The 23,845-nt window shown below is 73.8% G+C and carries 18 protein-coding genes; 5 read left to right on the forward strand and 13 right to left on the reverse strand.

Annotation, left to right across the window (positions count from 1 at the left end; all coding sequences use genetic code 11):
* Positions 1 to 129: 129 nt before the first annotated feature.
* The gene (locus ACIQMU_RS28110) at positions 130 to 867 is read right to left on the reverse strand and encodes a GAF and ANTAR domain-containing protein (RefSeq protein ID WP_402689966.1); all 738 of its coding nucleotides are present in this window, start codon (positions 865 to 867) and stop codon (positions 130 to 132) included.
* Between the two features lie 194 nt (positions 868 to 1,061).
* Here ACIQMU_RS28110 and ACIQMU_RS28115 point away from each other — a divergent pair, with 194 nt between their 5' ends.
* Complete coding sequence (locus ACIQMU_RS28115) at positions 1,062 to 1,538, forward strand: STAS domain-containing protein (RefSeq protein WP_402689967.1); 477 nt, start codon at positions 1,062 to 1,064, stop codon at positions 1,536 to 1,538.
* A gap of 553 nt (positions 1,539 to 2,091) precedes the next feature.
* Complete coding sequence (locus tag ACIQMU_RS28120; protein WP_402689968.1) at positions 2,092 to 2,820, forward strand: GAF and ANTAR domain-containing protein; 729 nt, start codon at positions 2,092 to 2,094, stop codon at positions 2,818 to 2,820.
* Positions 2,821 to 2,946: 126 nt separating this feature from the next.
* On the opposite strand, the gene ACIQMU_RS28125 is transcribed toward ACIQMU_RS28120, so the two are convergent.
* Both ACIQMU_RS28125 and ACIQMU_RS28130 read right to left on the reverse strand, forming a co-directional pair.
* Positions 2,947 to 4,428 carry an aminotransferase class I/II-fold pyridoxal phosphate-dependent enzyme gene (locus tag ACIQMU_RS28125; protein WP_402689969.1) on the reverse strand — a complete coding sequence of 494 codons (1,482 nt, stop codon included), beginning with the start codon at positions 4,426 to 4,428 and terminating at the stop codon, positions 2,947 to 2,949.
* Positions 4,429 to 4,473: 45 nt separating this feature from the next.
* On the reverse strand, positions 4,474 to 5,361 hold the full coding sequence (locus ACIQMU_RS28130; protein ID WP_352243390.1) for an SDR family oxidoreductase: 888 nt from the start codon (positions 5,359 to 5,361) through the stop codon (positions 4,474 to 4,476).
* 163 nt (positions 5,362 to 5,524) lie between these two features.
* Here ACIQMU_RS28130 and ACIQMU_RS28135 point away from each other — a divergent pair, with 163 nt between their 5' ends.
* Both ACIQMU_RS28135 and ACIQMU_RS28140 read left to right on the forward strand, forming a co-directional pair.
* Positions 5,525 to 6,091: a PadR family transcriptional regulator gene (locus ACIQMU_RS28135; protein ID WP_352243352.1), complete on the forward strand. Its 567-nt coding sequence runs from the start codon at positions 5,525 to 5,527 to the stop codon at positions 6,089 to 6,091.
* A 78-nt stretch (positions 6,092 to 6,169) separates the two neighbouring features.
* The gene (locus ACIQMU_RS28140; RefSeq protein ID WP_352243353.1) at positions 6,170 to 7,900 is read left to right on the forward strand and encodes an acyl-CoA dehydrogenase family protein; all 1,731 of its coding nucleotides are present in this window, start codon (positions 6,170 to 6,172) and stop codon (positions 7,898 to 7,900) included.
* 34 nt (positions 7,901 to 7,934) lie between these two features.
* On the opposite strand, the gene ACIQMU_RS28145 is transcribed toward ACIQMU_RS28140, so the two are convergent.
* Together ACIQMU_RS28145 and ACIQMU_RS28150 are read right to left on the reverse strand one after the other, a co-directional pair.
* Positions 7,935 to 10,253, reverse strand: coding sequence for an FdhF/YdeP family oxidoreductase (locus ACIQMU_RS28145; RefSeq protein WP_352243391.1), 2,319 nt, complete (start codon positions 10,251 to 10,253; stop codon positions 7,935 to 7,937).
* 301 nt (positions 10,254 to 10,554) lie between these two features.
* Positions 10,555 to 11,310 carry an IclR family transcriptional regulator C-terminal domain-containing protein gene (locus ACIQMU_RS28150; RefSeq protein WP_352243354.1) on the reverse strand — a complete coding sequence of 252 codons (756 nt, stop codon included), beginning with the start codon at positions 11,308 to 11,310 and terminating at the stop codon, positions 10,555 to 10,557.
* 294 nt (positions 11,311 to 11,604) lie between these two features.
* Between ACIQMU_RS28150 and ACIQMU_RS28155 the strand changes: the two genes are divergently transcribed.
* A complete protein-coding gene (locus ACIQMU_RS28155; protein WP_402689970.1) occupies positions 11,605 to 13,464 on the forward strand; it encodes a serine/threonine-protein kinase in 1,860 nt (619 codons plus the stop codon).
* Positions 13,465 to 13,521: 57 nt separating this feature from the next.
* Here ACIQMU_RS28155 and ACIQMU_RS28160 read toward each other — a convergent pair whose 3' ends face one another.
* Genes ACIQMU_RS28160 through ACIQMU_RS28195 form a run of 8 tightly spaced genes read right to left on the reverse strand, consistent with a single transcriptional unit; the run spans position 13,522 to position 23,767 of the window.
* Positions 13,522 to 14,292, reverse strand: coding sequence for an FkbM family methyltransferase (locus tag ACIQMU_RS28160; RefSeq protein WP_352243357.1), 771 nt, complete (start codon positions 14,290 to 14,292; stop codon positions 13,522 to 13,524).
* Complete coding sequence (locus ACIQMU_RS28165) at positions 14,289 to 14,507, reverse strand: Trm112 family protein (protein WP_352243358.1); 219 nt, start codon at positions 14,505 to 14,507, stop codon at positions 14,289 to 14,291. The genes ACIQMU_RS28160 and ACIQMU_RS28165 overlap by 4 nt, the downstream gene beginning before the upstream one ends.
* 55 nt (positions 14,508 to 14,562) lie before the next feature.
* On the reverse strand, positions 14,563 to 15,456 hold the full coding sequence (locus ACIQMU_RS28170; RefSeq protein WP_352243360.1) for a hypothetical protein: 894 nt from the start codon (positions 15,454 to 15,456) through the stop codon (positions 14,563 to 14,565).
* 5 nt (positions 15,457 to 15,461) lie between these two features.
* Complete coding sequence (locus ACIQMU_RS28175; RefSeq protein ID WP_352243361.1) at positions 15,462 to 16,187, reverse strand: class I SAM-dependent methyltransferase; 726 nt, start codon at positions 16,185 to 16,187, stop codon at positions 15,462 to 15,464.
* Positions 16,184 to 17,512 (reverse strand): condensation protein, encoded by a 1,329-nt coding sequence (locus ACIQMU_RS28180; protein WP_352243362.1) that lies wholly within the window; start codon positions 17,510 to 17,512, stop codon positions 16,184 to 16,186. The genes ACIQMU_RS28175 and ACIQMU_RS28180 overlap by 4 nt, the downstream gene beginning before the upstream one ends.
* The gene (locus tag ACIQMU_RS28185; protein WP_402689971.1) at positions 17,512 to 21,894 is read right to left on the reverse strand and encodes an alpha-(1->3)-arabinofuranosyltransferase family protein; all 4,383 of its coding nucleotides are present in this window, start codon (positions 21,892 to 21,894) and stop codon (positions 17,512 to 17,514) included. Before ACIQMU_RS28185 ends, ACIQMU_RS28180 begins: the two co-directional genes overlap by 1 nt.
* Entirely contained in the window at positions 21,891 to 22,610 is a 720-nt protein-coding gene (locus tag ACIQMU_RS28190) for a class I SAM-dependent methyltransferase (RefSeq protein WP_352243364.1), read from the reverse strand. Before ACIQMU_RS28190 ends, ACIQMU_RS28185 begins: the two co-directional genes overlap by 4 nt.
* Positions 22,607 to 23,767: a glycosyltransferase family 4 protein gene (locus ACIQMU_RS28195; protein WP_352243365.1), complete on the reverse strand. Its 1,161-nt coding sequence runs from the start codon at positions 23,765 to 23,767 to the stop codon at positions 22,607 to 22,609. The genes ACIQMU_RS28190 and ACIQMU_RS28195 overlap by 4 nt, the downstream gene beginning before the upstream one ends.
* Positions 23,768 to 23,845: the final 78 nt, after the last annotated feature.

Below are 23,845 nucleotides of genomic sequence, written 5' to 3' on the forward strand. Positions count from 1 at the left end.
CGATGGCTGCTTTCCCAACCGGCCGGCGCCTGAGCTCCGCGTACGCCGGATACCTGATGGCGGAGTACCCCCGCAGCGGATGCCAAACGTGACCCGGGCCGTCGTCCTGTCGCCCACCGCCGTCTCAGGTCACGGACGGGGGCGCAGACGGGGGCCGTCGGGCGGCGGAGCGCCGGAGACACCGCCGACCAACTGCGCGCAGAGGTCGCGGAGCTTGACGTTGCGGTGCTGCGAGGCGGTGCGCAGGGTGCCAAGTGCCTCCTGCGAGGAGCAGCGGCGCTGGTTCATGACGATGCCGACCGCCTGGTCGATCACGGAGCGCGACCGCAGCGCCGCCTCCAGGTCGTCCGTGAACGTGCGGCTGTCCGAGAGCCGCTGGGCCAGGGCGATGGCTCCCGTCGCTTGGGCGGCGAGGGCGCGCAGGCCGTGGAGATCGGCGTCCGCGAAACCGTTCTGCTTGGGCGAGTACAGATTCAGCGCGCCCGCGGTGTCGGAGTGCGCCGCGATCGGAAGCGACAGCGACGACCGGGTTCCGGCGGCGACGGCGAACGCGGGGTAGTCCTTCCACCGGTTCTCCTCGCCCATGTCGCTCACGCTGACCTCGCGCCCTTCGCGCAGGGCCTGGAGGCAGGGACCGTCGTCCTGGCCGTACTGGGCTTCGTCCAGCAGTGGGGCGCTGACCCCCGCGCTGGCCACGGTCAGGGGCCGGTTCCGGCGCTCCAGGGTGACCCCGCAACCGTCGGCCGTGGGTGACAGGAGCAGGGCGCTCCGGGCCAGCGCCCGGAGGAAGTCGTCCAGGGTCTCGGTGTCCAGGATGAGGGGGACGAGGTCGGGTGGTCCCGGAGAGAGCACTCCGTCGTCGGTCATGGTCGCTCCCTTCCGAGCCTGAACCGTGTGACCAGCATGGCACTGTCCGGGCCGTGCCGCGTCGCTCTCCCGCCGCGGTCGCCGCGCCGCCCCCTGTCCTCTCGGACAGGTGTCGGGACCGGCAGGAGGGGCATACGCGCGGTACGAGGTCAGGAAGCGGCCGCGCCCCCAGACCTGCCTTCCTGGAGTTGCCGATGTTCCTGCTCAGCTACCACCTCGACGCCGCGCACCTGGTCGTAGAACTGGGCGAGACGGTCGACCTCGACAACGAGACGGCGATCGAGCGCGAGATCACCCGCCTGCTGCCGTGCTGCGGCCCCCACGCGGTCATCGTGCACGTCCGCACCCCGTTGCTCACCCCCCGGGCGCTGGGGCTGCTCCTGCGGGTACGGGACCGGTCCTGGGAACGCGGGGTCTCGCTGGCGGTGGTGGCCGGGCACGAGACGGCCCGCCAGGTACTGGGCGCCGCCGGCCTCAACCGCGTCCTGCGGGTCGCGTCCACCCTCCCCGGCGCGGAGTCGCGCAGCCGGGGATGCCGGCCGGAGACGGAGGCGTCCCGGAGCCGGAACCCCGGCGACCGGCAGAGGGCGCCGCTTTCGGCCAGGGCGCCGAGGGGGCCGCTCGGCCCGTACTCCGACGCCTCCCGACCCCGCTTCCCGGGGGAGCGCTGAGGGCGGGCCGGCCCCCGGGGCGGGGCTCAGGAGGGCCCGTCCGCGCGGGCACATACCGTCCGTCGTGCGGTTCTCGCCGGGCCGGAGCGTTTTCAGGCCGTGTCGCTCCGGCTTCGCGACGCCGGGCCGACCGCGCCGGACGAGAGGGCATAATGAAGGGCTGGAGGTCAGGAAACGGCCCTTGAGAAATCTTCCTGCCTCCGTGGAGTGTGCCGTGAACCTCTGTCCTCCTCGCCGCGTCGTCGTCGTGGCGCCGGCCGCCAGTGCTTCCGGCGCCCCGCACGCTCCTGTCCGCGTGGCCCCCCTGCGGCCACCCGCGACCAGGGCCCCCCGTTCCACAGACGTCCCGCCGACGCCGCTTCTTTTGCCGGCGGATGGCACGCCCGCCCCCCAGCGGCCGTCCCTCGGCACCGTCTGACCCCCCTACCGCCCCTCGCCCGGAGCCCGCTCGGCGCCGGCGCACCGATGGCGGCTGCCCCGTCCCAGCGGCTCGGACCGCTCAGCTCCGCCCGCCCTTTTCCAGAGGCGGGTCACCGCCCAGAACGAGATGATCATGACTGACAGGCCCGTGGCCGAGGCGCTGGACACGACCGCGCTGCTCCTGGAAACCGAATCGCTGGACGAATTCCTGCACGCTCTCGCCCGCAGCGCCCTGGCCCTGGTGGAAGAGGCCGACGGCTGCGGCATCACGCTGGAGAGGCAGGGGCGGCCGGTCACCGTGTCCAGCGTCGGAGCCAGCGCCACGAAGCTGGACGAGGCCCAGTACGGGCAGGACGACGGCCCGTGCCTCCAGGCCATGCGCACCGGCCGGGAGGTCAGCGTGCCGGACACCCTGCGGGAGAGCCGCTGGGCCGACTACCCCGCCTACGCGGCCGTCTGCGGCGCCCGGTCGTCGCTGTCCCTGCCCATCGCGCCGCACAGCCACACGGCCGGGGCCCTCAACCTGTACGCGCCCCACCCGCACGCCTTCGACACGGCCGACCTGACCGCGCTGCGGCTGCTCACCGCGCAGGCCACCGGGGCCATCGCACTGGCCCAGCGCATCGCGGACACCGAGGAGTTCGCCGCCGACCTGGAGGCCGCCCTGCGGTCGCGCACCGTCATCGACCAGGCGATCGGCGTCGTCGTCGGACAGCAACGCTGTACGCCGGACAAGGCTTTCGACGTACTGCGCACGGCATCGCAGCACCGCAACATCAAACTGCGCGACCTCTGCGCCGAGTTGATCGCCAGCATCACGGGCGAGGTCCCGCCCGAGGGACGTATCCAGCCCCGGGGCTGAGCCCCGGCGGGCCCAGGTGCCCCGGCGGGCCTGCCGGGCGGTCCGCGTCCGGCTCCCTCCCGGCCGCGGACCGGCCCGTGGCGCACGCCCCGGCCCGTCGGCGCGGGAGACCGGTCCTCGGTCCGGTCAGCGGCCCTCCCGTTCGGCGCACACCCGGACGGTCTCCAGGGTGGGGTCGGCGGGGTCGGGCACGTTCATGCCGGCCTCGACCCCGGAGCGCAGGTAGCGCAGCAGGGGTTCGGTGATCCGCTCGCCGGGCAGCACGGCGGGGATGCCGGGAGGGTAGGGGGTCATCATCTCGGCGGCGACGCGGCCCACGGCCTTCGCGGCCGGGATGTCCTCCGTCTCGGCGAAGTAGGCGTCGCGCGGGAGGCACACCTGGTCGGGGCGGAGTTCCCCGGGCGTGGGCACATGGACCTCGGGGGCCCCGCGGAGGGTGTGCGCGTTGTCGGAGAGCTCCCGCAGGGCGGTCAGCAGGCGGTCGGCGGTGGTCGCGTCGTCGGCGTGGGTGATCTGGGCGCTGATCCGCCGGTGGTCCACGAGGTGCATGTCGACGCGGTGGTGCCGGCGCAGCCAGTCGGCGGCCCGGTACCCGGTGGTGCCGAGCCCCTGGATGTCGATGATCAGGGGAAGGGGGTCGAACTCGGTCGCGGCTCCGGGCCCGCAGAAGTCGTCCGGCCCATTGACGTGCATCCCCTCGATCTCCTCGATGCGGCGGCGCACCGTCGCGGTCAGCTCCAGGGCCCGGGAGAGCAGGGTGCGGCCGTCCAGGACCATCTGGCGGCGCCAGCCGTCGATGCCCGCGTAGAGGAGTACGGACGGGCTGGTGGTGCCGAGGAGGTCGGCGCGCGAGGCGAGGGTGTCGTGGTCCACCAGGCCGCCCTGGAGGTGGAAGACCGAGCCCTGCTCCAGACCGCTGCCCATCTTGTGGATGCTGGTGACGCAGACGTCGGCGCCGGCGTCCATGGCCCAGGACGGCAGGTCGGGGTGGAAGGGCAGGTGGGCGCCCCACGCCTCGTCCACGATCAGCGGCCGGGCGTGCCGGTGGCAGATGTCGGCGATCGCGCGCAGATCCGCGGCGGTTCCGTACGGGGTGGGGCTGGTGACCAGGGCGCCGCGTGCGTCGGGGTGTTCCGCGAAGGCCCTCTCGACGGTCGCGGGCGACGGCGGGTGCGCGAGGTGCCGCCGGCCGTCCCACTGGGGCTCCAGCCAGATCGGCTCGACGCCGGACAGGATGAGGCCGGCGATCACGGACTTGTGGGCGTCCCGGCCGACCAGCAGTTTCTGATGGGGTGCGGCGACGCTCAGCATGGCGGCCTTCACCGAGAGGGAGCTGCCGCAGGTGGAGAAGAAGGTGTACTCCGCGTGAACGGCGTCGGCCATCAGATTCTCGGCACGCTGCAGCACGTTCGACTTCTCGCGCCGGTCGTCGAGGCCGCCCGTGGCGAGCACGTCCCCGTAGAACACCGCGTCGCCCAGCACGGCGCGTACGGCGGGGGAGGCGCCGCGTGCCTGCTTGTGGCCGGGTGGCGAGAAGCCCAGTTCGTCCCGCTCGTGGTAGGCGGCGAGGGCGTCGAGGACGGGCGCTTCATGGTGGTTCATGTCCATTGATCACGCCTTCCCGGGCGCGGCGCGGGCCAATCACGCAGCGGCTCAGGGAAGGGGCGTGCCCCCGGTGGCGTTCATGATCTCGCCGGTGATGAACGAGGCGTTCGCGGAGGCCAGGAAGACGTAGGCGGGCGCCATCTCGGCGGGCTGGGCGGGGCGGCCCAGCGGGCTCTGCTTCCCGAATTCGGCGGTGTCCGGCAGGGTCGCCGGGATGAGCGGCGTCCAGACGGGCCCCGGCGCCACCGCGTTGACGCGGATGCCCTGGGGGGCCAGCATCTGGGCGAGGCCCTGGGTGAAGGTGACGATCGCCCCCTTGGTCATCGCGTAGTCGAGCAGATGCGGGCTCGGCTTGTACGCCTGCACCGACGTGGTGTTGATGATCGATCCGCCCGCCGGAATGTGGGGCAGCGCGGTCTTGCACAGCCAGAACATCCCGTAGAGGTTGGTGCGCACCACTCGGTCGAACTGCTCGGTCGAGATGGCGGAGATCCCGTCGGGCTGGGACATCTGGTACGCCGCGTTGTTCACGAGGACGTCGATGCGGCCGCCTTCGGACACGGCCCGCTCCACGAGCGAGCGGCACTGCTTCTCGTCGCGGATGTCGCAGACGACGGGCACCGCGCTGCGGCCTGCCCGCTCCACCAGGTGGACGGTCTCCCGGGCGTCCTTCTCCTCCTCGGGGAGATGCGTCAGCACCACATCCGCGCCCTCCCGCGCGTAGGCCAGCGCGACCGCCCGGCCGATGCCGGAGTCGCCCCCGGTGATCAGCGCCTTCCGGCCGTCGAGCAGGCCCGAACCCCGGTAGGAGTCCTCGCCGTGGTCGGGCGGCGGGTCCATGGGGCCGGTCCAGCCGGGATGCTCCTGGTCCTGCTGGGGGAAGTCGGGACGCGGGTGGGCCTCGGTCGGGTCCTGCGGCTGTTCGTTACTCGCCATGGTCATGCCCTTTCCGCTCGGCGCTGCTCCGTGCTCCGGGTGCCCTGCCGGCCCTGACCGAAACGCGCCTTTTGTTGCCGGGGGCGGCGGGGACCGGGTGAGCCGTGTCTCACCCGGGCTCCACGACTTGTCTATGCAACGAGTTGCATAGAAGGATCGGGGTATGGCTCTCGACCACGCGATCCTCGTCTCCCTGCTGGAGCAGCCCGGCTCGGGCTACGAGCTGGCCCGGCGCTTCGAGCGGTCCATCGGGTATTTCTGGACCGCCACGCACCAGCAGATCTACCGGGTGCTCGGACGCATGGTCACGGACGGCCTGCTCCTGGTCCGCGAGGTGCCGCAGCACGGCCGGCCGGACAAGAAGGAGTACTCCGTCACCGGAGCCGGCCGGACCGCGCTCGCCGAGTGGCTGCACAAGCCGATCGAACCGGAGAGCATCCGGCACGACCTCGCCGTGAAGATCCGGGGTGCGGCCTTCGACGACCCGGCCGCCCTCATCCGCGAGGTCGAGCGGCACCACCAGGTGCACCGGGACCGGCTCGCGCACTACCTCGCCGGGGAACAGCGCGACTTCACCGGGCCCGACGCGCCCGCGCCACCGGACGCGGGCCAGGCGCTTCAGCACGTCGTGCTGCGCGGCGGCATCGCCTACGAGCGCATGACGATCGCCTGGCTCGACGACGTACTCGACACGCTCCACCGGCTCGCGGCACCGGGCCCGGACGCCTGAACGGCGTCCGCCGCCACCCCCTCCCGCAGCCGTCACCACCCTCACTCCCACCCTCATCCTTCCCGGAAGGCAACCGCCATGGCTGAGTCCGCGTCCTTGCTGTTCAACCCGCGCACCTACGACCCGCAGCACTTCGACCCGGAGACCCGCAGGCTGCTCCGCGCCACGGTCGACTGGTTCGAGGAGCGGGGGAAGCGCCGGCTGATCGAGGACTACCGCTCCCGCGCCTGGCTGGGAGACTTCCTCGACTTCTCCGCGAAGGAGGGCCTGTTCGCCGCCTTCCTGACCCCCGCCTCCGCCGCGCCCTCCGGGGACGAGGGCCGGCGCTGGGACACCGCGCGGATCGCCGCCCTCAACGAGATCTTCGGGTTCTACGGCCTGGACTACTGGTACGCCTGGCAGGTGACCATCCTCGGCCTCGGTCCGGTCTGGCAGAGCGACAACGCCGCCGCCCGCGACCGGGCGGCCGAACTCCTCTCCCAGGGCGAGGTGTTCGCGTTCGGCCTCTCGGAGAAGGCCCACGGGGCCGACATCTACTCCACCGACATGCTGCTGGAGCCGGACGGCGACGGCGGGTTCCGGGCCTCGGGCTCCAAGTACTACATCGGCAACGGCAACGCCGCCGGTCTCGTCTCCGTCTTCGGCCGGCGCACCGACGTCGAGGGCGCCGACGGCTACGTCTTCTTCGCGGCCGACAGCCGCCACGAGGCGTACCACCTGGTGAAGAACGTCGTCGACTCCTCCAAGTACGTCAGCGAATTCCGCCTCACCGACTACCCGGTGACCCCCGCCGACATCCTGCACACCGGCCGTGCCGCCTTCGACGCCGCCCTCAACACCGTCAACGTCGGCAAGTTCAACCTCTGCACCGCCTCCATCGGCATCTGCGAGCACGCGATGTACGAGGCCGTTACCCACGCGAGCAACCGCATCCTCTACGGCCGTCCCGTCACCGCGTTCCCGCACGTGCGCCGCGAGCTGACCGACGCGTACGTCCGGCTCGTCGGGATGAAGCTGTTCAGCGACCGCGCCGTCGACTACTTCCGCTCCGCCGGACCCGACGACCGCCGCTACCTGCTCTTCAACCCGATGACGAAGATGAAGGTGACCACGGAGGGCGAGAAGGTCATCGACCTCATGTGGGACGTCATCGCCGCCAAGGGCTTCGAGAAGGACAACTACTTCGCCCAGGCCGCCGTCGAGATCCGCGGGCTCCCCAAGCTGGAGGGCACGGTTCACGTCAACCTCGCCCTGATCCTCAAGTTCATGCGGAACCACCTGCTGAACCCGGTGGACCACCCCGCCGTCCCCACCCGCCTCGACGCCGCCGACGACGCCTTCCTGTTCCGGCAGGGGCCGGCCCGCGGCCTCGGCTCCGTACGGTTCCACGACTGGCGCACCGCGTTCGACGCCTACGCCGAGGTGCCGAACGTGGCCCGCTTCCGGGAGCAGGCGGACGCCCTGTGCGCCTTCGTCGAGACGGCCGCCCCCGGCGAGGAGCAGAGCCGCGACCTCGACCTCCTCCTGGCCGTCGGGCAGCTGTTCGCCCTCGTCGTCCACGGCCAGCTGATCCTGGAGCAGGCCCGGCTGACCGGTTTGGACCAGGAACTGCTCGACGAGCTGTTCGCCGTGCTCGTGCGCGACTTCTCCGCCCACGCCGTCGAGCTGCACGGCAAGGACTCCGCCACCGGGGCCCAGCAGGAGTGGGCGCTGGGCGCGGTACGCCGTCCCGTCGTCGACGCGGCCCGTTCGGCGCGGATCTGGGAGCGCGTCGCGGCCCTCTCGGGGGCGTACGAGATGGCGCCGTAGCCTGCCGGCCGCGCCGGCCCGGGAGGGCGTGCGGTCAGGCGGCGGGGACGATCGTCACGTTGACGTGCTTCATGATCGGCTGGTCGCTCTGGGTGCTGTAGTCGCCCAGCGCGACCAGCACGTTCATCTCCGGCATGTAGCCGGCCGCACAGCCGCGCGGGATGTCGTACGGGATCGCCGTGTAACCGTTCAGGTACCGGCGGCTGCCGTCCTTCGCGGTGCTCATGATGTCGACGGGTCCCATGTCGGTGATCCCGCGCTCGCGCATGTCCGCCCGGTTCATGAAGACCAGCGTGCGCAGGTTCTTGATGCCCCGGTAGCGGTCGTCGTCGGAGTAGACGGTGGTGTTCCACTGGTCGTGCGACCGCATCGTGCCGAGCGCCAGGGCGCCCTGCCGGGGCACGACGTCGGGCAGGGCGGCGGCGGAGAACTCGGCGCGCCCGGACGGCGTCAGGAAGACCAGTTCGCGGGCCGGCTGCCGGAGGCGGAAGCCGAGGGGCAGGCGGACCCGGCGGTTGAAGTCCTCGAAGCCGTCCAGCGCCTCGGCCATCGTGTCCCGGATCCGGTCGTAGTCCTCGATGTACCAGTCCCAGGGCGTGCGGCTGTCCGGCAGCGCGGCGCGCGCCATCCCGGCGACGATGGCCGGCTCGGACAGCAGGTACGGGGAGGCCGGGCGCTTCATCCCGACGGACAGGTGCACCATGCTCATCGAGTCCTCGACGGACGTGCTCTGGACGCCGCCGCGCTGATGGTCCTTCTCGGTGCGCCCGAGGCACGGCAGGATGAGGGCCGCCCGGCCGTGGACGACATGACTGCGGTTCAGCTTGGTGCTCACCTGGACGGTGAGGTCGCAGGAGCGCAGCGCCGCGTATGTGGCCGGGGTGTCGGGCGCGGCGAGCGCGAAGTTGCCGCCCATGCCCACGAACACCGTGACCCGGCCCTCCCGCATCGCCCGGATCGTACGGACGGTGTCCATACCGGGCGCGCGGGGCGGGTCGATCCCGCAGGCCGCCGAGAGCCGGTCCAGGAACGCGTCGGTGGGGCGGTGGTCGACGCCGCAGGTGCGGTTGCCCTGGACGTTGCTGTGCCCGCGCACGGGGCAGGGGCCCGCCCCCTCCCGGCCGACGTTGCCGCGCAGCAGCAGGAGGTTGACGATCTCCCGGACGGTGTCGACGCCGTGCTCGTGCTGGGTGAGTCCCAGGCACCAGCTGACGATGGAGCGGTCGGCCTCCGCGTACACGCGTGCCGCGCCCAGCATGTCGGTGCGGCTCAGCCCCGACTGGTGCTCCAACTCCTCCCAGGGCGTGGCCTCGCACAGGGCCCGGTACTCCTCGAAGCCGGTGGTGTGGCGGTCGATGAACGCGGCGTCCAGGGCCCTCGGATCGCTCGCCGACCACGCCAGGACCGCCTTGGCCATACCGCGCAGCAGTGCCATGTCGCCGCCGATGCGCGGCTGGAGATTCAGGGTGCTGGTCCTGGTGGACCTGACCAGGGCCATGTCCGTGAAGTCGTGCGGAACGATGGTGCGGGTGGCCGCCGCCTCCACCAGAGGGTTGACGTGCACGATCTGTGCGCCCCGGCGGTCGGCCTCGGCGAGGGCGGTGAGCATCCGCGGCGCGTTCGAGGCGGCGTTGACGCCCAGGATGAACAGGGCGTCCGCGGACTCCCAGTCCTTGAGGTCGACCGTCCCCTTGCCGGTGCCGAGGGACGCCTGGAGGGCTCGACCACTGGCCTCGTGACACATGTTGGAGCAGTCCGGCAGGTTGTTCGTACCCAGCTCGCGGGCCATCAGCTGGTAGAGGAAGGTGGCCTCGTTGCCGAGCCGGCCGGAGGTGTAGAACGCGGCTCTGTCCGGGCTGTCGAGCCCGCGCAGAGCGGCCCCGACCACCTCGAAGGCGTCCTTCCAGCCGATCGGGACGTAGTGGTCGGAGCCGGGGTCGTACACCATCGGCTCCGTCAGCCGGCCCTGGTCCTCCAGGTCGTGGTCGCTCCACCCGGACAGCTCGGTCACCGAGTGCGCGGCGAAGAACTCGCGGCCTACACGCTTGCGGGTCATCTCCCAGGTGACGTGCTTGACGCCGTTCTCGCAGATGTCCAGGTGCAGGCCCTTGGTGTCGTCCGGCCACGCGCATCCGGGGCAGTCGAAGCCGCCGTCCTCGTGGTTCATCCGCATGATGGCCCGCGGCCCGTCCACCAGCGCGCGTTCGTCCACCAGGACGCGGGCCACGCTCTTCGCCGCCCCCCAGCCCGCGGCGGGGTGGCGGTAGGGCCGGAAGCGGGGCTCGGCTTCCGGTACGGGACCGACCAGGGGCCCGGCCTCGGGCACCGGCCCCGGACCGTCCCCGGGCTCCATGGGCTCCTGCGCTGGGTTGTCGGCGCTCACGGCACTCCCACCCTTTCACCTGCGGGTATGGCGGATACGGCGGACAGGGGCGGGCCTGGCGGAACCGGGCGGACCGGTGGGTCCGGGCGTACCGGCCGGGGCGGAAACGGATCGTCGCGGGCAGGCTATGTCCGGTGCATCCCGTCTGCCACTCGATGGCCCGCGCGGTGGACCCGGCGGAACCCGCTGTCGTACGGCTGCGACCCGGGCGTCCGGGAACGTCGGCGCTCCGGAGGACCAGTCCCCCGGAAGGACCAGACCCCCGGAAGGGTCAGTCCCCCGGAAGGGTCAGCCGCAGCGTGACGTGCCGCGCCGCCGCCAGCAACCGCGCCCTGACCTCGGTGGTCCGGTACATGCGGTCCGACCGGAAGGAGATGCCGATCGAACCGGCCCGGCCACCGCTGTACACGGGCACCGCCGCGCACGTCGTACCGCGCGCGTACTCCTCCCGGTCCAGCGAGAGGGGGCCGGCCGGGGAGGCGAGCTGCCGCAGCAGCTCCTCCCGTCGCGTGACGGTGCGGGGGGTCAGGCCGGCCAGGGAGTGCCGGGAGAGGTAGTCGGCGCGCGCCTCCGCGTCCAGCTCGCGGAGCACGCTCTTGCCGAGCGCGGTGGCGTGTCCGGCCTCGTGGAAGCCCACCCAGAGGTCCACCCGCGGGGCCCGCGGGCCGTCGACGATCTCCATGACCCGGATCTCGCCCTCGTCGTACAGCGTCAGGTAGGCGGCGGCCGACAGGCTGTCACGCAGCGAGACCAGCAGCGGGCGGACGCGCTCCCGCAGGGCCTGTCCTTCGTCGGCGTGCCCCCGGGCATCCGGCTCGGGGAGGGCGAACGCGCCGTCGTCGAGTTCGTGCAGATACCCCTCCCGGGCCAGCTCCCGCAGGAGCCGCAGGGCGGTGAGGTCCGGGAGCCCGGCCTCCTGGGCCAGCCGCCGCACGGAAGCGCCGTCCGGGTGCGCCCCCGCGGCCTCCAGCAACCGGAGGTCCTGCCGGACGGACTCCGTCGGTTCGGGGCCGGCCTGGTCGCCCATGGCACCAGCATGGACCCGGCGCCCGGGTGCGGCAAGGCGCCGGTCCGGCGGCCGTCGTCCGACGGGCCGGGCCTCGAAGGCTGCCGCCGGCCGCACCTGCCACGGGTGACGTGCCCCCGCCCGCCGACGGTCCCCCGGCGGTGGGTCCACCGAGCCGCGGACGGGCGGAGACCGGTCCACCGCACCCTTCTCCTCGGCAAGCCCCTGATCCGTCCCCGACATTCGATACGCTCTCGTCCGATCTTCGGGGCGCGGGCCGGCTCCGGACTGCCGTGACCAGGGGGATGGCTTCTGATGAACAGTGCGTTTTCGACCGACCCGTTCCAGCCGCTCAAGGCCGACGACCCGGCGGTGGTCGGGGGCTACCGGCTGGCCGCCGTGCTGGGCGCGGGCGGCATGGGCAAGGTGTACCTGTCGTACACGCCCGGAGGCCGGCCTCTCGCGATCAAGGTGATCCGGCCGGAGTTCAGTGAGGACCCGGAGTTCCGGCGGCGGTTCCAGCAGGAGGTGCGGGCCGCGCAGCGGGTACAGGGTCTGTACACCGCGCCCGTCATCGATTCGGACACCGAGGGCCCGCAGCCCTGGCTGGCGACGGCCTATGTGCCGGGTCCCTCCCTCGCGCACGCGGTGGCCCGGCACGGCCGGCTTCCCCTGCGCAGCGTGCTGTTGCTGACCGTCGGGGTGGCCGAGGCGCTCGGTGTCATCCACGGCGCGGGCATCGTCCACCGTGACCTGAAGCCCGCGAACGTCCTGCTGGCCGCCGACGGGCCGCGCGTGATCGACTTCGGTATCGCCAGGGCCGCCGACACGACCGCCCTGACCGGTACCGGTGTCAGCGTGGGCACGCCGGCGTTCATGTCGCCGGAGCAGGCCGCAGTCGGCGCCGTCACCCCGGCGACCGACGTCTTCGCCCTCGGCCAGATCGCCGCCTACGCCGCGATCGGCGCGCCCGCCTTCGGCGACGGCCCCTCGCACGCCGTGCTCTACCGGATCGTGCACGAGGACCCCGACCTCGGCCGGCTGCCCGCCGAACTCCGGCCCCTGGTCACCCGGTGCCTCAGCCGCGACCCGGCCGACCGACCGGCGCTGGGCGACATCATTCGGATGTGCCACGAGATCTCGCCCGAACCGCTGCGTCAGGGCGAGGACTGGCTCCCGCAGGCGGTCGCCGGCTCCATCACCGAACGGCTCCGGCTGCCCGCACCCGCGTCCACCCCGCCCCCGCCGCCCAGCACCGCCCCCACACCCACCCAGTTCTCCCCGGGACCGCAGGAGCCCGGCCCGGACCGCCACCCGTACACCCCGACCGGTTACGCCGTCGCCGCGGCGCCCACCCAGACCGGGCCGGCCGCGCCCGGAGCGCCCGGGGTCCCGCCCGGGGGGCCGGGGGTCCCCGGAGTGCCCGGCCACTGGCCGCGGAACACCCACCCCCAGGGGCAGCCCGCTCCGGCGCACCACCACCCGTCCGGATTCGCCCAGCCCGGTCACCGGCCGCCCGGCTCCCAGCAGTCCGGCTGGGGTTCGCCCGGTGTCCAGCCCGCCGCACCGCGCCCCGTGCGGACGGGGCTGATCGTCGCCGCCTCGGTCGTCGGCGCGCTGGTCGTCCTCGGCGTCATCGGCGCCCTGTTGCCGGACGATCCCGACACGTCCGGCAAGGGCGACCGCTCCCGGGCGTCCAACGGCGGTGCGAGCCAGGGCGGTTCCGGGGACGAGGCCGGCAAGGAGCCGGTCGATCCCGAACCCGTCTCGTACAAGGGGATCGACGTGACGGCGAACTACGCCCTGCAACTCGCCGACCACCCGCCCCGGCCGCTGGAGGACGAGGACAGCGGCGTCATGTACGGCAAGAAGGACTTCTACTTCTACCGGGACTCCCTCTTCGGCGACGAGCAGGTGGGCAGCGCCAACGGAAAGCTCGTCGTGCTGAAGAACGCGCAGAAGGGTTCTCTGAAGGTCTGCCGCGAGGAGACCCGCTACACCGAGAAGATCGGTCTCGACCAGCTCACCTCCGGATCGCAGATCTGTGTGCTGAGCAAGGCCGGGCACATCGCCGTGGTCACCTACCGCGGCAAGTCGGGTCCGAACGACCCCAGCCGCTACATCACCGTCGACCTGACGGTCTGGCGCAACGCCGAGGAGGCGCGGCAGAGCTGACGGCCCGTCCGCCGGGGCCCGGCCCGCGATCGACGGCCGGACCTCGGGCCCCGGCTGTCAGGCCGGGCCCGGCACCCGTCCGTCCGGCAGGAAGAGCACCGAGTTGATGTACCGGTCGCGCTGCGGGACGAAGGCCCGGCGCAGCAGCCCCCGGTGCACCAGGTGCTCGGTCCGCGCCTGACGGGCCGCCAGGTCGAACCCGTCGAGCGCGACCCAGCGCCGGCCCGCCAGGAGCCAGCCCGCGTACCCCTGGCCGGTCAGCAGGTCGATCGCCGGCTCGATCGGACCGAGCCGGCTCTCCAGCTCGATGAGCACGGCCGGACGGTCCTTCCGCAGCAGCTCCGCCGCGCCGAGCAGCGCCGCCCGTTCGCCGCCGTCGACGTCCATCTTCACGAAGCCGACCCCGCGCAGCCCGAGACCGTCGACGGTGACCGACGGCACCTCCAGGCAGTGCGCGTGGAGGTCGCGGCGGGCCAGCGACGACACCCCCCGGTCGCCCCGGTCGCCCTCCGGGAACCACAGCCGTGCCGTGCCCTCCCGGTCGGACGCCGCGCCCTGGACCACCCGGGCGTTCGACGGCAGCGTCCGGCGCAGGTGCTCGGCCAGATGCGGTACGGGCTCGATGGTGACCACCTCGGCGCAGCGGGCGGCGAGCCGTCGTGACCAGGGGCCGTACCAGCCCCCGATGTCGAGGGCGATCCCATCCGGCGGGCAGAAGTCGGCGAGCCGCCGGAGCTCGGGCTCGAAGCGCGGATACAGGGCGACGGCGGCGGAGCCGACGAGGCTCCTGGGCAGCCGGGACGCCACCGCCGCGGCGAACGTGGTCACGTGGCCGTGGCCTTGAGCCGGGTGAGCAGGCGCTCGTGGTCGTCCGCCCCGACCTTCCGGCCCGAGGAGGGCAGCAGCTGCGGGATGCCGTCCAGGATCGGGTAACTCAGGCGCAGCCGGGGATTGTAGAGAGCTTCCTCCTCGCGCAGCAGGGACAGCGGGCCCTTGTCGAGCGGGCACGCCAGGAGGGCGAGCAACGGGTCGTCGGGGTTCATCGAGTGGCTCCTCGGGGAGGTGGACAGTGGACGGGGCGCGCCGGCCGCGTCCGTGTCAGGACGGCGCGGCGGGCGGCGGGTCGTGGCGCGGCATGACCAGCAGGACGCAGAGGGCGAGCCCCGTTCCGGCCACCCGCAGGGTCAGCAGCAGCGGATCGTCGGGAAGCGTCTCACCGAAGGCGAGCGTCCCGAGGACCGCGGTGAACAGGCAGGTCACGGTCGTGCACACCGGCACGATGAGGGACGCCCGGCAGCGCTGCAGCGCCGCCTGCGACATGACGAGACCGGCCCCGGCGGTGAACAGCAGCAGATACGGATACGGGGACCCCAGCAGCGACAGCGCGGCCTCGCCCGGACCGGTGCCCGTCAGACGGCCGGACGTGCCCTTGATGGCCAGCGAGCTGACCCCGTAGAGCAGGCCGACCGCCACTCCGTACCCGATGCCGCTGGTCGGGACCCGGTGCCGCTTGGCCGCCCGGCTCTCGACCCGTACGTACAGCCAGACGCCCGCCGCCAGCGCCGGCACGCAGACCAGGAGCACCAGCGTCCACGGCGCCCCGCCGCTCACCACGTCCTCGCCCTCGCGCACCGAGGCGACGACCATCAGCAGGGCGAGCAGGACCCCGCCCAGCGCATAGCGTTCGCGGCCCGTCGACTCCTCGCCGAGCACGGCCGACGACAACAGCAGGAGCAGCACCAGACCGGAGACGAAGATGCCCTGCGCCGCGGCGATCGGCAGCGCCCGGTAGACGACCAGCTGGGCCCCGAACCCGGCCGCCAGCGCCAGCGCGCCGACGATCCACAGCGGGCTCGTCAGCAGCACCCGGACCACGTGCAGCGGCCGGCCGGCGACGAGCGCGGGCAGCGAGCCCAGGGCCCGCTTCTCCACCACGAACCCCACGCTGTACAGCGCGTTGGCGACCAGCGCCGCGCCGACACCCCACCACATCCGCGCTACCTCCGCCGCGCGTGGGCCAGCAGGATGGAGGCCGCCCCGGGCACCGCGCACGCGGCCCGGTCCAGCAGTCGCAGCGGGCGCGGCACCCCGTGGAAGGGGGCGCCCGTGATCCGCACGTCGTCGAAGCCGGAAGCCGCCAGGAACGAGCGCAGCGCCCGGGCCGTGTACAGCCGCAGATGCCCGACCACCTCCGAGCCGGGGCGGCCGTGGATACCGCGCAGACTGACCTCCGAGAACACCGGCTGCACCCCGGCGAGCAGCAGCGCCCGGTTGTACCAGGCCGCCAGGTTGGGCGTCGACAGCATCAGGTGGCCGCCGGGCCGCAGGACGCGCCGCAGCTCGTCCAGCGCCTGGTCCGGGTCGACCAGATGCTCCAGGATCTCGCTGAACAGCACCGCGTCCGCGCACCCGTCGGCCAGCGGCAGCCCGCCGTGCTCCAGCTCGCCGCGCACCACGAGACCCATGCGGGGCCGGGCCCTGCGCAGCGCGTCCTGCGACCAGTCGACGCCGATCAGCCGGTGCCCGGCGAGGATCGGCGCCGCCGTGGCCGCCGCCGTGCCGTCACCGCACCCGATGTCGAGGATCACCTGCCCCGGCGCCTCCAGCGCGTCGGCCAGCAGCCGGGCCTGCCGTCTGCTGCGCCCGTCGCCCGACGCGACGGGGACGGCCGGGTTCTCGTAGAAGTCCCGCAGCCCGGGCGGGGGAGGGGCGGCGTCGGTCATACGGTCTCCGAGGACGTCGAGGCCAGGTGACGGGTGAACATCTCGCCCAGGCGTACGCCGTCCTCGTCCCCCAGCAGCGTGCGCGACCAGCGCAGCGCCAGGTGGAGCCGGCCGCCCGTGGACGCGGTGGTGAAGGTCAGCCCCCGGGGCATCCGGGCGGGCGCGGAGAGCCACACGGCGGTGGCCCGGCCGGCCTCCCCGAAGTCGAACGGGTACGGCACCCGGCCGATGTTGCTCAGCAGCGTCGTCGAGGTCCACGGCCCCGCCAGCACCCGCAGCCCCCGGGTGAACGCGGCACGGGCGGCCACCGGCAGCACCGGCGCGGTCAGCAGGGAAGCGGAACGGCCCAGCGGGGGCCGGGGCCGGGCCTTGAGCGCCCGGGTCCGCTCCGCGGTCGCCCGCAGCAGGGCGGCCACGTCCGCCCCGGGCACCGGCTCGGAGGCGGCGAAACCGACCTCCACCAGCCGGGTGCCGTTCCCGATCGGCATCTCCGGCCCCCGGGTGCGGTCGTCGACCGGCATGGTGATCCGCAGCGGCCGGCGGTCGGCCCCCGGCGCGCCCTGCGCCCGGTTCCATTCGGCCACCGTGAGGGCGGTGGCCACCATCAGCTGGTCGTTCACCGTGTACGGAGCGCCGGACTCCCGTCGCGGAACGGGGAGTTCGACGAGCAGCATGGCGTTGCCGGGCTCCGCCCCGGGGCCCGGCGAGCCCGCCGCGACGCGGGCCGGCCGGGCCGACGGAGCCGCCGGGGCCGCCCCCCGGGGAGGCTCGTACGCCACGCGCGCCGGGGCGGGCGGCGGCGGGGAGCGGTGTGCGCCGTAGACCTCGGCGGCGGTGGCCGCCAGCCGCATGCACGCCGGACCGTCGAGAGCCGTGTGGTGCACGGCGAACACCAGCACACAGCCCTCCCTCCCCGGCTCCTCGACCACGTCGAGCCGCAGCGGCGGCGACGCCGTGAGCGGCGGAGCCTGGCCGAGCGCCCTCGCCCGGGCCCGGGCGAGCGCCCCGGGGCCGGGCGGCGGGAAGGAGACCGGATCCGGTTCGGCGCGCGCCGTCAGCTCCCACTCGTAGCGCCGGGCCAACGGCCCCCGGGGCCGCTCCCGCATCAGCGCCCGGGGGTGGCGGGCCAGCGCCTCGGCGAACGCGGAGCGCAGCCGCCCCTCGTCCACCCGGCCGGGCAGATGGATCTCGATGTGCACCGTGTTCGGCTCGGCGTCCTGCGCGCAGTGCCGGGCCACCTCGTCGACGACCGGGAACGGCACCAGGGCCGGAAGCCCGGGCCCGGGCCTGCCGCCCCGCGCCCGTGGCTGCTGTGCGGTCGCCATCAGGTGCTCCCGCCGGGACGGGCGGGCGGCTGCTGACCGTCGGGCCGCCGCGCCGTGGCGTCGCCGGCGTCGGCCTCGCCGGATCCGTACCCGGCTCCCGGAGCCGGAGGCGGAGTCCCCTGGGGACGCTTCGGGTCGGTGGACAGCGTCCGGCCCGAGGGGGAGACAGCCTGCGCCGGGACCGTGGGGGCGTCGTCGCCCGCCGCGGCCGGCGCCGCCGCGCCCCGGCCCCTGGCCGCCCGCCTGCCGAGCGGCCCGCGCCCGACCGTGACCAGGGCGGCGAACAGGCCGATGAGGGCCAGGAACTGGGCCGGCGCTCCGAAGGCGCCCTCACCCGCCGCCGTGGTGTCCCCGGTGCCCACCGCGGCGACGACACCCGCGGCGGCCATCGCCGCGAACGCGACCGGTGCGAGCAGCCGGGGCCGGAGGTGGGCGAGTACCGCGAGCAGGGGCACCGCCAGGGCGACGGGCCCCGCGATCACCACCGCCACCAGGGTGAGCGCCACCGTCCCCAGGACCGGTCCCGGACCGGGCGGAGCCGTCTGCTCCTCGGCCGCGTACGGCCCGGCCCCCCGCCGCCGTACGAAGGCGAGCCCCACGAGCGCCAGGAGCAGGGCGCCCGCGCCGATCAGCCCCACCTGGTAGATCCGGGCCGGCCCGTACTCCAGGGTGACCGTGCCGCCCTCGCCCTCGGGCACCAGCCACGCCTGCTGCCAGCCGTCGAGCCGCAGCGGCGTCAGCTCCTTGCCGTTCAGGGTGGCCTTCCAGCCCTTGTTGTGGTTCTCGTGGATCTGGAGGTAGGACGCCTCGCCCGCGCCGACGGCGATCGTGCGCCGGTCGCCGTCGCCCTGCTCGACGTCCACCGACCGCGGCGTGTTCGCCCCGGCCTCGGAAGTGCCGTTGCTCAGCGTGACGTCCGTGATGGCGAGCGGCCCCCCGTCACCCGCCTCGACGGTGGTGGACGAGGCCGCCAGCTCCACCGCACCGCCCTCGGTGCACGGCGTGACCTCGATGGGACGGCGCTGCGTCAGGTCCCGCACCCGGCCCTCGGCCCGGGTCTCCAGGAACGTACCGCCGACGGACAGGACCGGACCCTTGCCGCAGGGCAGGCTGAAGGTCTGCTCCGGCTTCGGCTGCGGCGAGCGGTACTCGTCCAGGGCCGGGATGTAGACCTCGCTCAGACCGACCGGCAACTGCAACTGGTCGTCGGCGACCGGGTTGTGGACGGTCAGCGGCGCCTGACGCGAGATGGTGATGTCCATCCGGTCGGTCCTGATCGGCGAGAAGCGGGCCATCCCGTTCTCGTCCACGGCGGCCACCGCCGTGCCGTCGGGGGAACTGATCTGCACCTGTTCGGGGCGGGTGGAAAGACCGCCGGCCGCCGCGAAGACGATCTCCCCGACCTCCCGCCTCTCCGGCCACGACAGATGCAGTACGGGGCGTTCGCCCGCGATCCACGCCGTGGTCAGATCACCGTCGGCCAGGTTGCGCGGGCTGAGGCTGGTGCCCAGCCGCGCCGTGGAGTCGGCGCTCACCTCGATCTTGTCCCGCTCACCCGTCAGCTCGAACAGCAGCTTGTCCAGCTCCGCGCCGGGCACCGGCACCGCGCTCGCGGACACCTTGTACGGGCCCGCCTCCTGCGCGGTGAACTGCCGGTGCAGGCCGGCCTCGGCCGCCACCGACGACAGACCGCCCGGGTCGCTGCCCCGCCGCAGGGAGTAGACCGTGGAGTCCGCGCCCTCCCGGGGCGCGTCGGTGGGCAGCTCCAGCATCCGGGTCACCTGCACCCCGGGGATCGCGATGTCGGTGAACCCGGCGCCGGTGAGACCGGGGCGTCCCTGCTGGGACTCCAGGATCGTCACCTTCAGCCAGGCCGCCCGCCCGGTGGGCGCGGCCACCGTCTGCGTCGAGCCGTCCGGCTTCAGCGGACTGTCCTTGAAGCCCCGCTCGGTCTCGATCCGGACGACGGTCGGCGCGGCCCGCACGTTCGCACTCGGCAGGGGCGTCACCTGGAGCGAGGCCGGAAGCTCCGTCGGGGTGGTGAAGTCGATCCGCGCCCACTCGCCCTCGGGCGAGCCCGGGGACCCTTCCGCCCAGCCGGTGTCCGGGTTGCCGTCGAAGGCGTTGACCGGGTCGTACTGCGGCAGGTGGAACAGCCAGTTGCCCACCGAGGAGGCGCTGACCTTCTTCGCGCCCCGCAGCACGGCCGTCGTCTGGTGCTCCGCGCCGGACGTCGGCAGGATCTGCCGGGGGCTCCGCCCCGGATCCTGCGCGGCCTCCACGGCGTTGCGCTCACCTGCGGTGTACGTGTGCGAGGTGTTGGAGTTGACCAGCCCGAACCGGGTGTCGGCGCGCCGCAGCCCGTCGCCCGCCGCGTACAGCGACGGCCGGTCCAGACCCGGGTGCGCGTCACCGGCCAGCACGGCCGGCCGGCCCTCCAGCACCCCGCTCGCCGACAGCGGCAGCAGGGACTCCGGCCCACCGCTCACGACGGCCGTCGAGGCCACCGGGGCCGTGCCCGCCCGCCCCGGGCGCTCCGTCCCGGCGGGCGGTTCGTAGATCTCCACGGCCCGCTGCCGCGGGTAGAGGCCCTCGACCTGCACGGGCGTGTCCGCCGCGATCCGGCCGCCGGTCATCACGGGCCCGAACCCGGTCACACGCTTGTAGCCGGACGCCTCCAGCGTGCGCTTCACCGTGGTCGTGGGGACGTACCCCAACTGGTCGGGATCCAGGTCGTTGCGGACCACCACATGGTGCAGCCCCGCCCGGTTCAGGAACTCGCTCAGTCCGGGCACCTCCCCGCCGGAGGTCAGCGCCTGTTCGACCGCGTCCATCGCCCGCCGGTTGCCCGGCGTGCCGAACGGCACGTAATCCCGCTGCGCCCAGGGCGAGTTCGCCAGCACGTCCAGCGGCTGGTCGATGGGGGAGCCCCAGGTGTAGATGCCGTGCGCGGTCGCGGGGACCACCAGGGCACGGTCGTTCGCCGCGTTCTTCTTCAGCCAGCTCCCGGTCGTCTCCCAGTACGCGGGCAGCTGCTGGAACGAACCCGGCTGCAGGATCGAGCCGTTGACGTACGGCCAGGCGAGCCCCGGCAGCACGATCGCGGCGGCGACGACCGGCGCGAGCCGACGGGCGCGCACCGCGTTGCCGCCGCTCCGCTCGGCGGCGGCCAGGGACGCCACCGCGGTGAGGTGCGCCAGCCCCAGGGCCAGGGCCAGCGCCAGACCCGTCTGGAACTTGTAGATGTTCCGGAACGGCACCAGCCAGCCGTCCAGCCAGTCCTGCACGGTTCCGTGGAACAGCCCGCCCAGCGCTCCGCCGTACCCGGCGAGCGTGATGAGCGCGACGCTCAGCACGGTCAGCACCAGCCAGCGGCGCTCGGGCAGGTCACGCCGCGCCAGTCCCGCCAGCCCCAGGGCGGCGGCGAGCGCCGAGCCCAGGATGGTGACGGTCGCGGTGGCGACGGTCCAGCCGGCGGGCAGCCACGCCTCGCCGAAGTTCAGATAGCCGACCCAGTTGCCGCCCCCGCGCAGCACCTCGGTCGCCGACATCGTCGTCGTGGTGGTGTACGAGGACTCCACGTACGGCAGGAAGTTCTCGCCGTAGGCCCCGAGCAGCAGCAGCGGAACGATCCACCAGGCGGTCGCCAGGATCACGCCCGGGATCCACCAGGCCAGCAGCGCGCGTTTGCGCGGCCCGCCCGGCCGGGACAGCAGATACAGCCCCACCGGCAGCAGCGAGGCCAGCGTGGAGGCGGCGTTGACGCCCCCCATCAGCGGGATCAGCAGCGCGGACCGGGCCGCGGCGATCCTCGGCGCGAGACGCGCGTCCGTCAGCGGCAGCAGCACCCACGGCAGCAGGGCGCCCGGCAGAGCCGCGGCGGACGTCGAGCCCACGACGATGGTGTACGTCGGCCACAGCGCGTACACGACCGCGCCCAGCGGCCGGGTGGCCGGGGAACCCACCCGCAGCCGCTCCGCCAGCCGGAGCGCACCCCAGAAGGCGGCCGTCACGATCAGTGACATCCACAGCCGCTCCGCCAGCCAGACCGGCAGGTGCAGCAGGTCGGCGGCCCCGTAGTACGGCAGCATCGGGATGGCGTAGCCCACGTACTGGTCGGCGATCCCGCCGAAGCCGGCCCGGCTGTGCCACAGCTCGCCCAGGTCGCCCAGGAAGCGCCAGGGATCCGCGACCACGCCGAGCTTGGTGTCGAAGGTCATCCGACCGGGCGACACCGCGAGGAACGCCGCGAACACGGCGGCCCAGAAGCCCAGCAGCCAGCGCCGGGAACGGGGCGGGGGCGGGCCCTCGGCCGGGCCGGACGGCGGGGGACCCGCGCCGTCCGGGGCCGTGGACCGGGGTGGGTGGACAGCGCTGGTCATGAACACCGCCGGAGGATGAGGAGGAGGTTCCAGGTGGCGAATTCCCGCAGGAGGGGAATCCGCGGCACGAGCTGGGGAAGGACGGGCCAGTAGCGCGAACGTGCGGACACGACGGCCACGTCGGAGCGGCCCCGGACATGGCGCAGCGTCTCGCCGACGCCGATCTTGAAGAGGTTCTCGCCGAGCCGGTGCTTGGCGGGTCCGCCGGTGCGCCGCTCGTAGCGGCGCCGGGCGCGTTCGGCGCCGAGGTAGTGCCAGGGCGCCCACTCGTGGCCGCCCCACGGAGAGAGCCAGTTGGTGTACGAGACGTAGATGAGGCCGCCGGGACGGGTCACCCGCGCCATCTCGCTGAGGAAGGTGTGCGGATCGGCGACGTGCTCCAGGACGTTGGAGGAGAAGCAGACGTCGGCCGCGCCGTCGGCGAGCGGCAGCAGATAGCCGTCGGCGACGACGGTGTCCGCGCGCTGCCCGGGGCCGAGCTCCGCCGGGTCCGGTTCGAAGAGGTAGCTCTGCGCCCCGCGCCGCCGGAACTCCCGGGTGAAGTAACCGTCGCCGCCGCCGATGTCCACGACGACCTTGTCCCGGAGCGGGCCGTACCGTTCGACCTGGTCGGCCGCGTCACGGGCCAGCAGGGTGTACGCCGTGGCGGGGTCGCCCTGTTCGCGCAGGAAGGCGCGGAACAGGGCGGCCGACCGCCGGAACGAAGGATCCTTCACGCGCTCGCGCCGATCGCCGGGGAGCCCGCCGCCTCGACCGCCACCGCCGCGAACCGCCGCACACTCGTGGTCCACCGGTAGTCGGCGGCGCGCTCGCGGGCCGCCTTGCCCATCGCCTCGCGCCGCTCGTCGTCCAGCGCCAGCGCGCACCAGGCGGCGGCGAAGGAGGACGCTCCCGGGGCGAGGATTCCGGTGACCCCGTCCTCGACGGAGTCGCGCAGCCCCGGCACGTCGAAGCCCAGGGTCGGGGTGGACCGGGCCCCGGCCTCCGTGACGACCAGCCCCCACCCCTCCACGGCCGCCGGGTGCAGCAGCATCCACGCGGCGCAGAGCAGCCGGTGCTTCTCCGCCTCGGTCACATGACCGGCGAACTCCACACCCGGACCGGCGAGCCGCTCCAGCCGGGCCCTCTCGGGGCCGTCGCCGACGATGACGAGCCGGCCGCCGGTCACCGGCCGGACCCGCTCCCAGAGCTGGAGCAGCAGATCGATGCGCTTGTAGTCGACGAGCCGGCCCAGCGCCACGAACAGCGGCGTGGCGGACCGCTCGCTCTGCGGGCTCGGCTCCTGGACGCCGTTGTGCACCACCCGTATCCGCCGGTCGGGCACGCCCAGTTCGCGCAGGGCGCCCGCCGTGGACGGGGACACCGCGATCATGAGGTGGTCGCGATAGGCGCGGGAAAGGGCCCAGTGTTCGAGCTTGCGCCCGGCGCGGGCCACCGGTGTGGGGAAGCGCATGTCCCACAGGTCGGTGTGCACGTGGTTGACCAGGCAGACCGTGGGCCCGCGGTGCCACAGGGGCGCCAGGTACGGCATGCCGTTGCAGACCTCGACGAGCAGGTCGCACGCCCCGACGTGCCGGGCGAACGCGGACCGCGCGCCGACGTAGTGCCCCAGGGCGCTGCCCGCCGATACGACCCGGTAGGGCCGGCGGGCGGCCTGCCCGCCGCACAGCAGCGTGACGTCGTGGCCCTGTTCGGTGAGGCCCAGGGCGAGCTGGTCGACCAGCAGCTCCGAGCCGCCGGCGGCCGGGTTTCCCAGGTCGCGGTGGGCGAGGAAGACGATGCGCCGGGGGACCGCGGCGACCGGGTCGGGCGCCTGGCCCTGGCCCGGTCGCGCGACGGCGTCGAGCAGTGGGGGAGGGACGTGCTGGGGCATGGGTGCTCCAACTCGGCTCGGGGTGCGGGGAACGGGGACGCGGCGCGCGGAGACGCGGGCCGTGCGGTTCGGGGACGG

Source organism: Streptomyces sp. NPDC091649 (assembly GCF_044756785.1).
Taxonomy (GTDB): domain Bacteria; phylum Actinomycetota; class Actinomycetes; order Streptomycetales; family Streptomycetaceae; genus Streptomyces.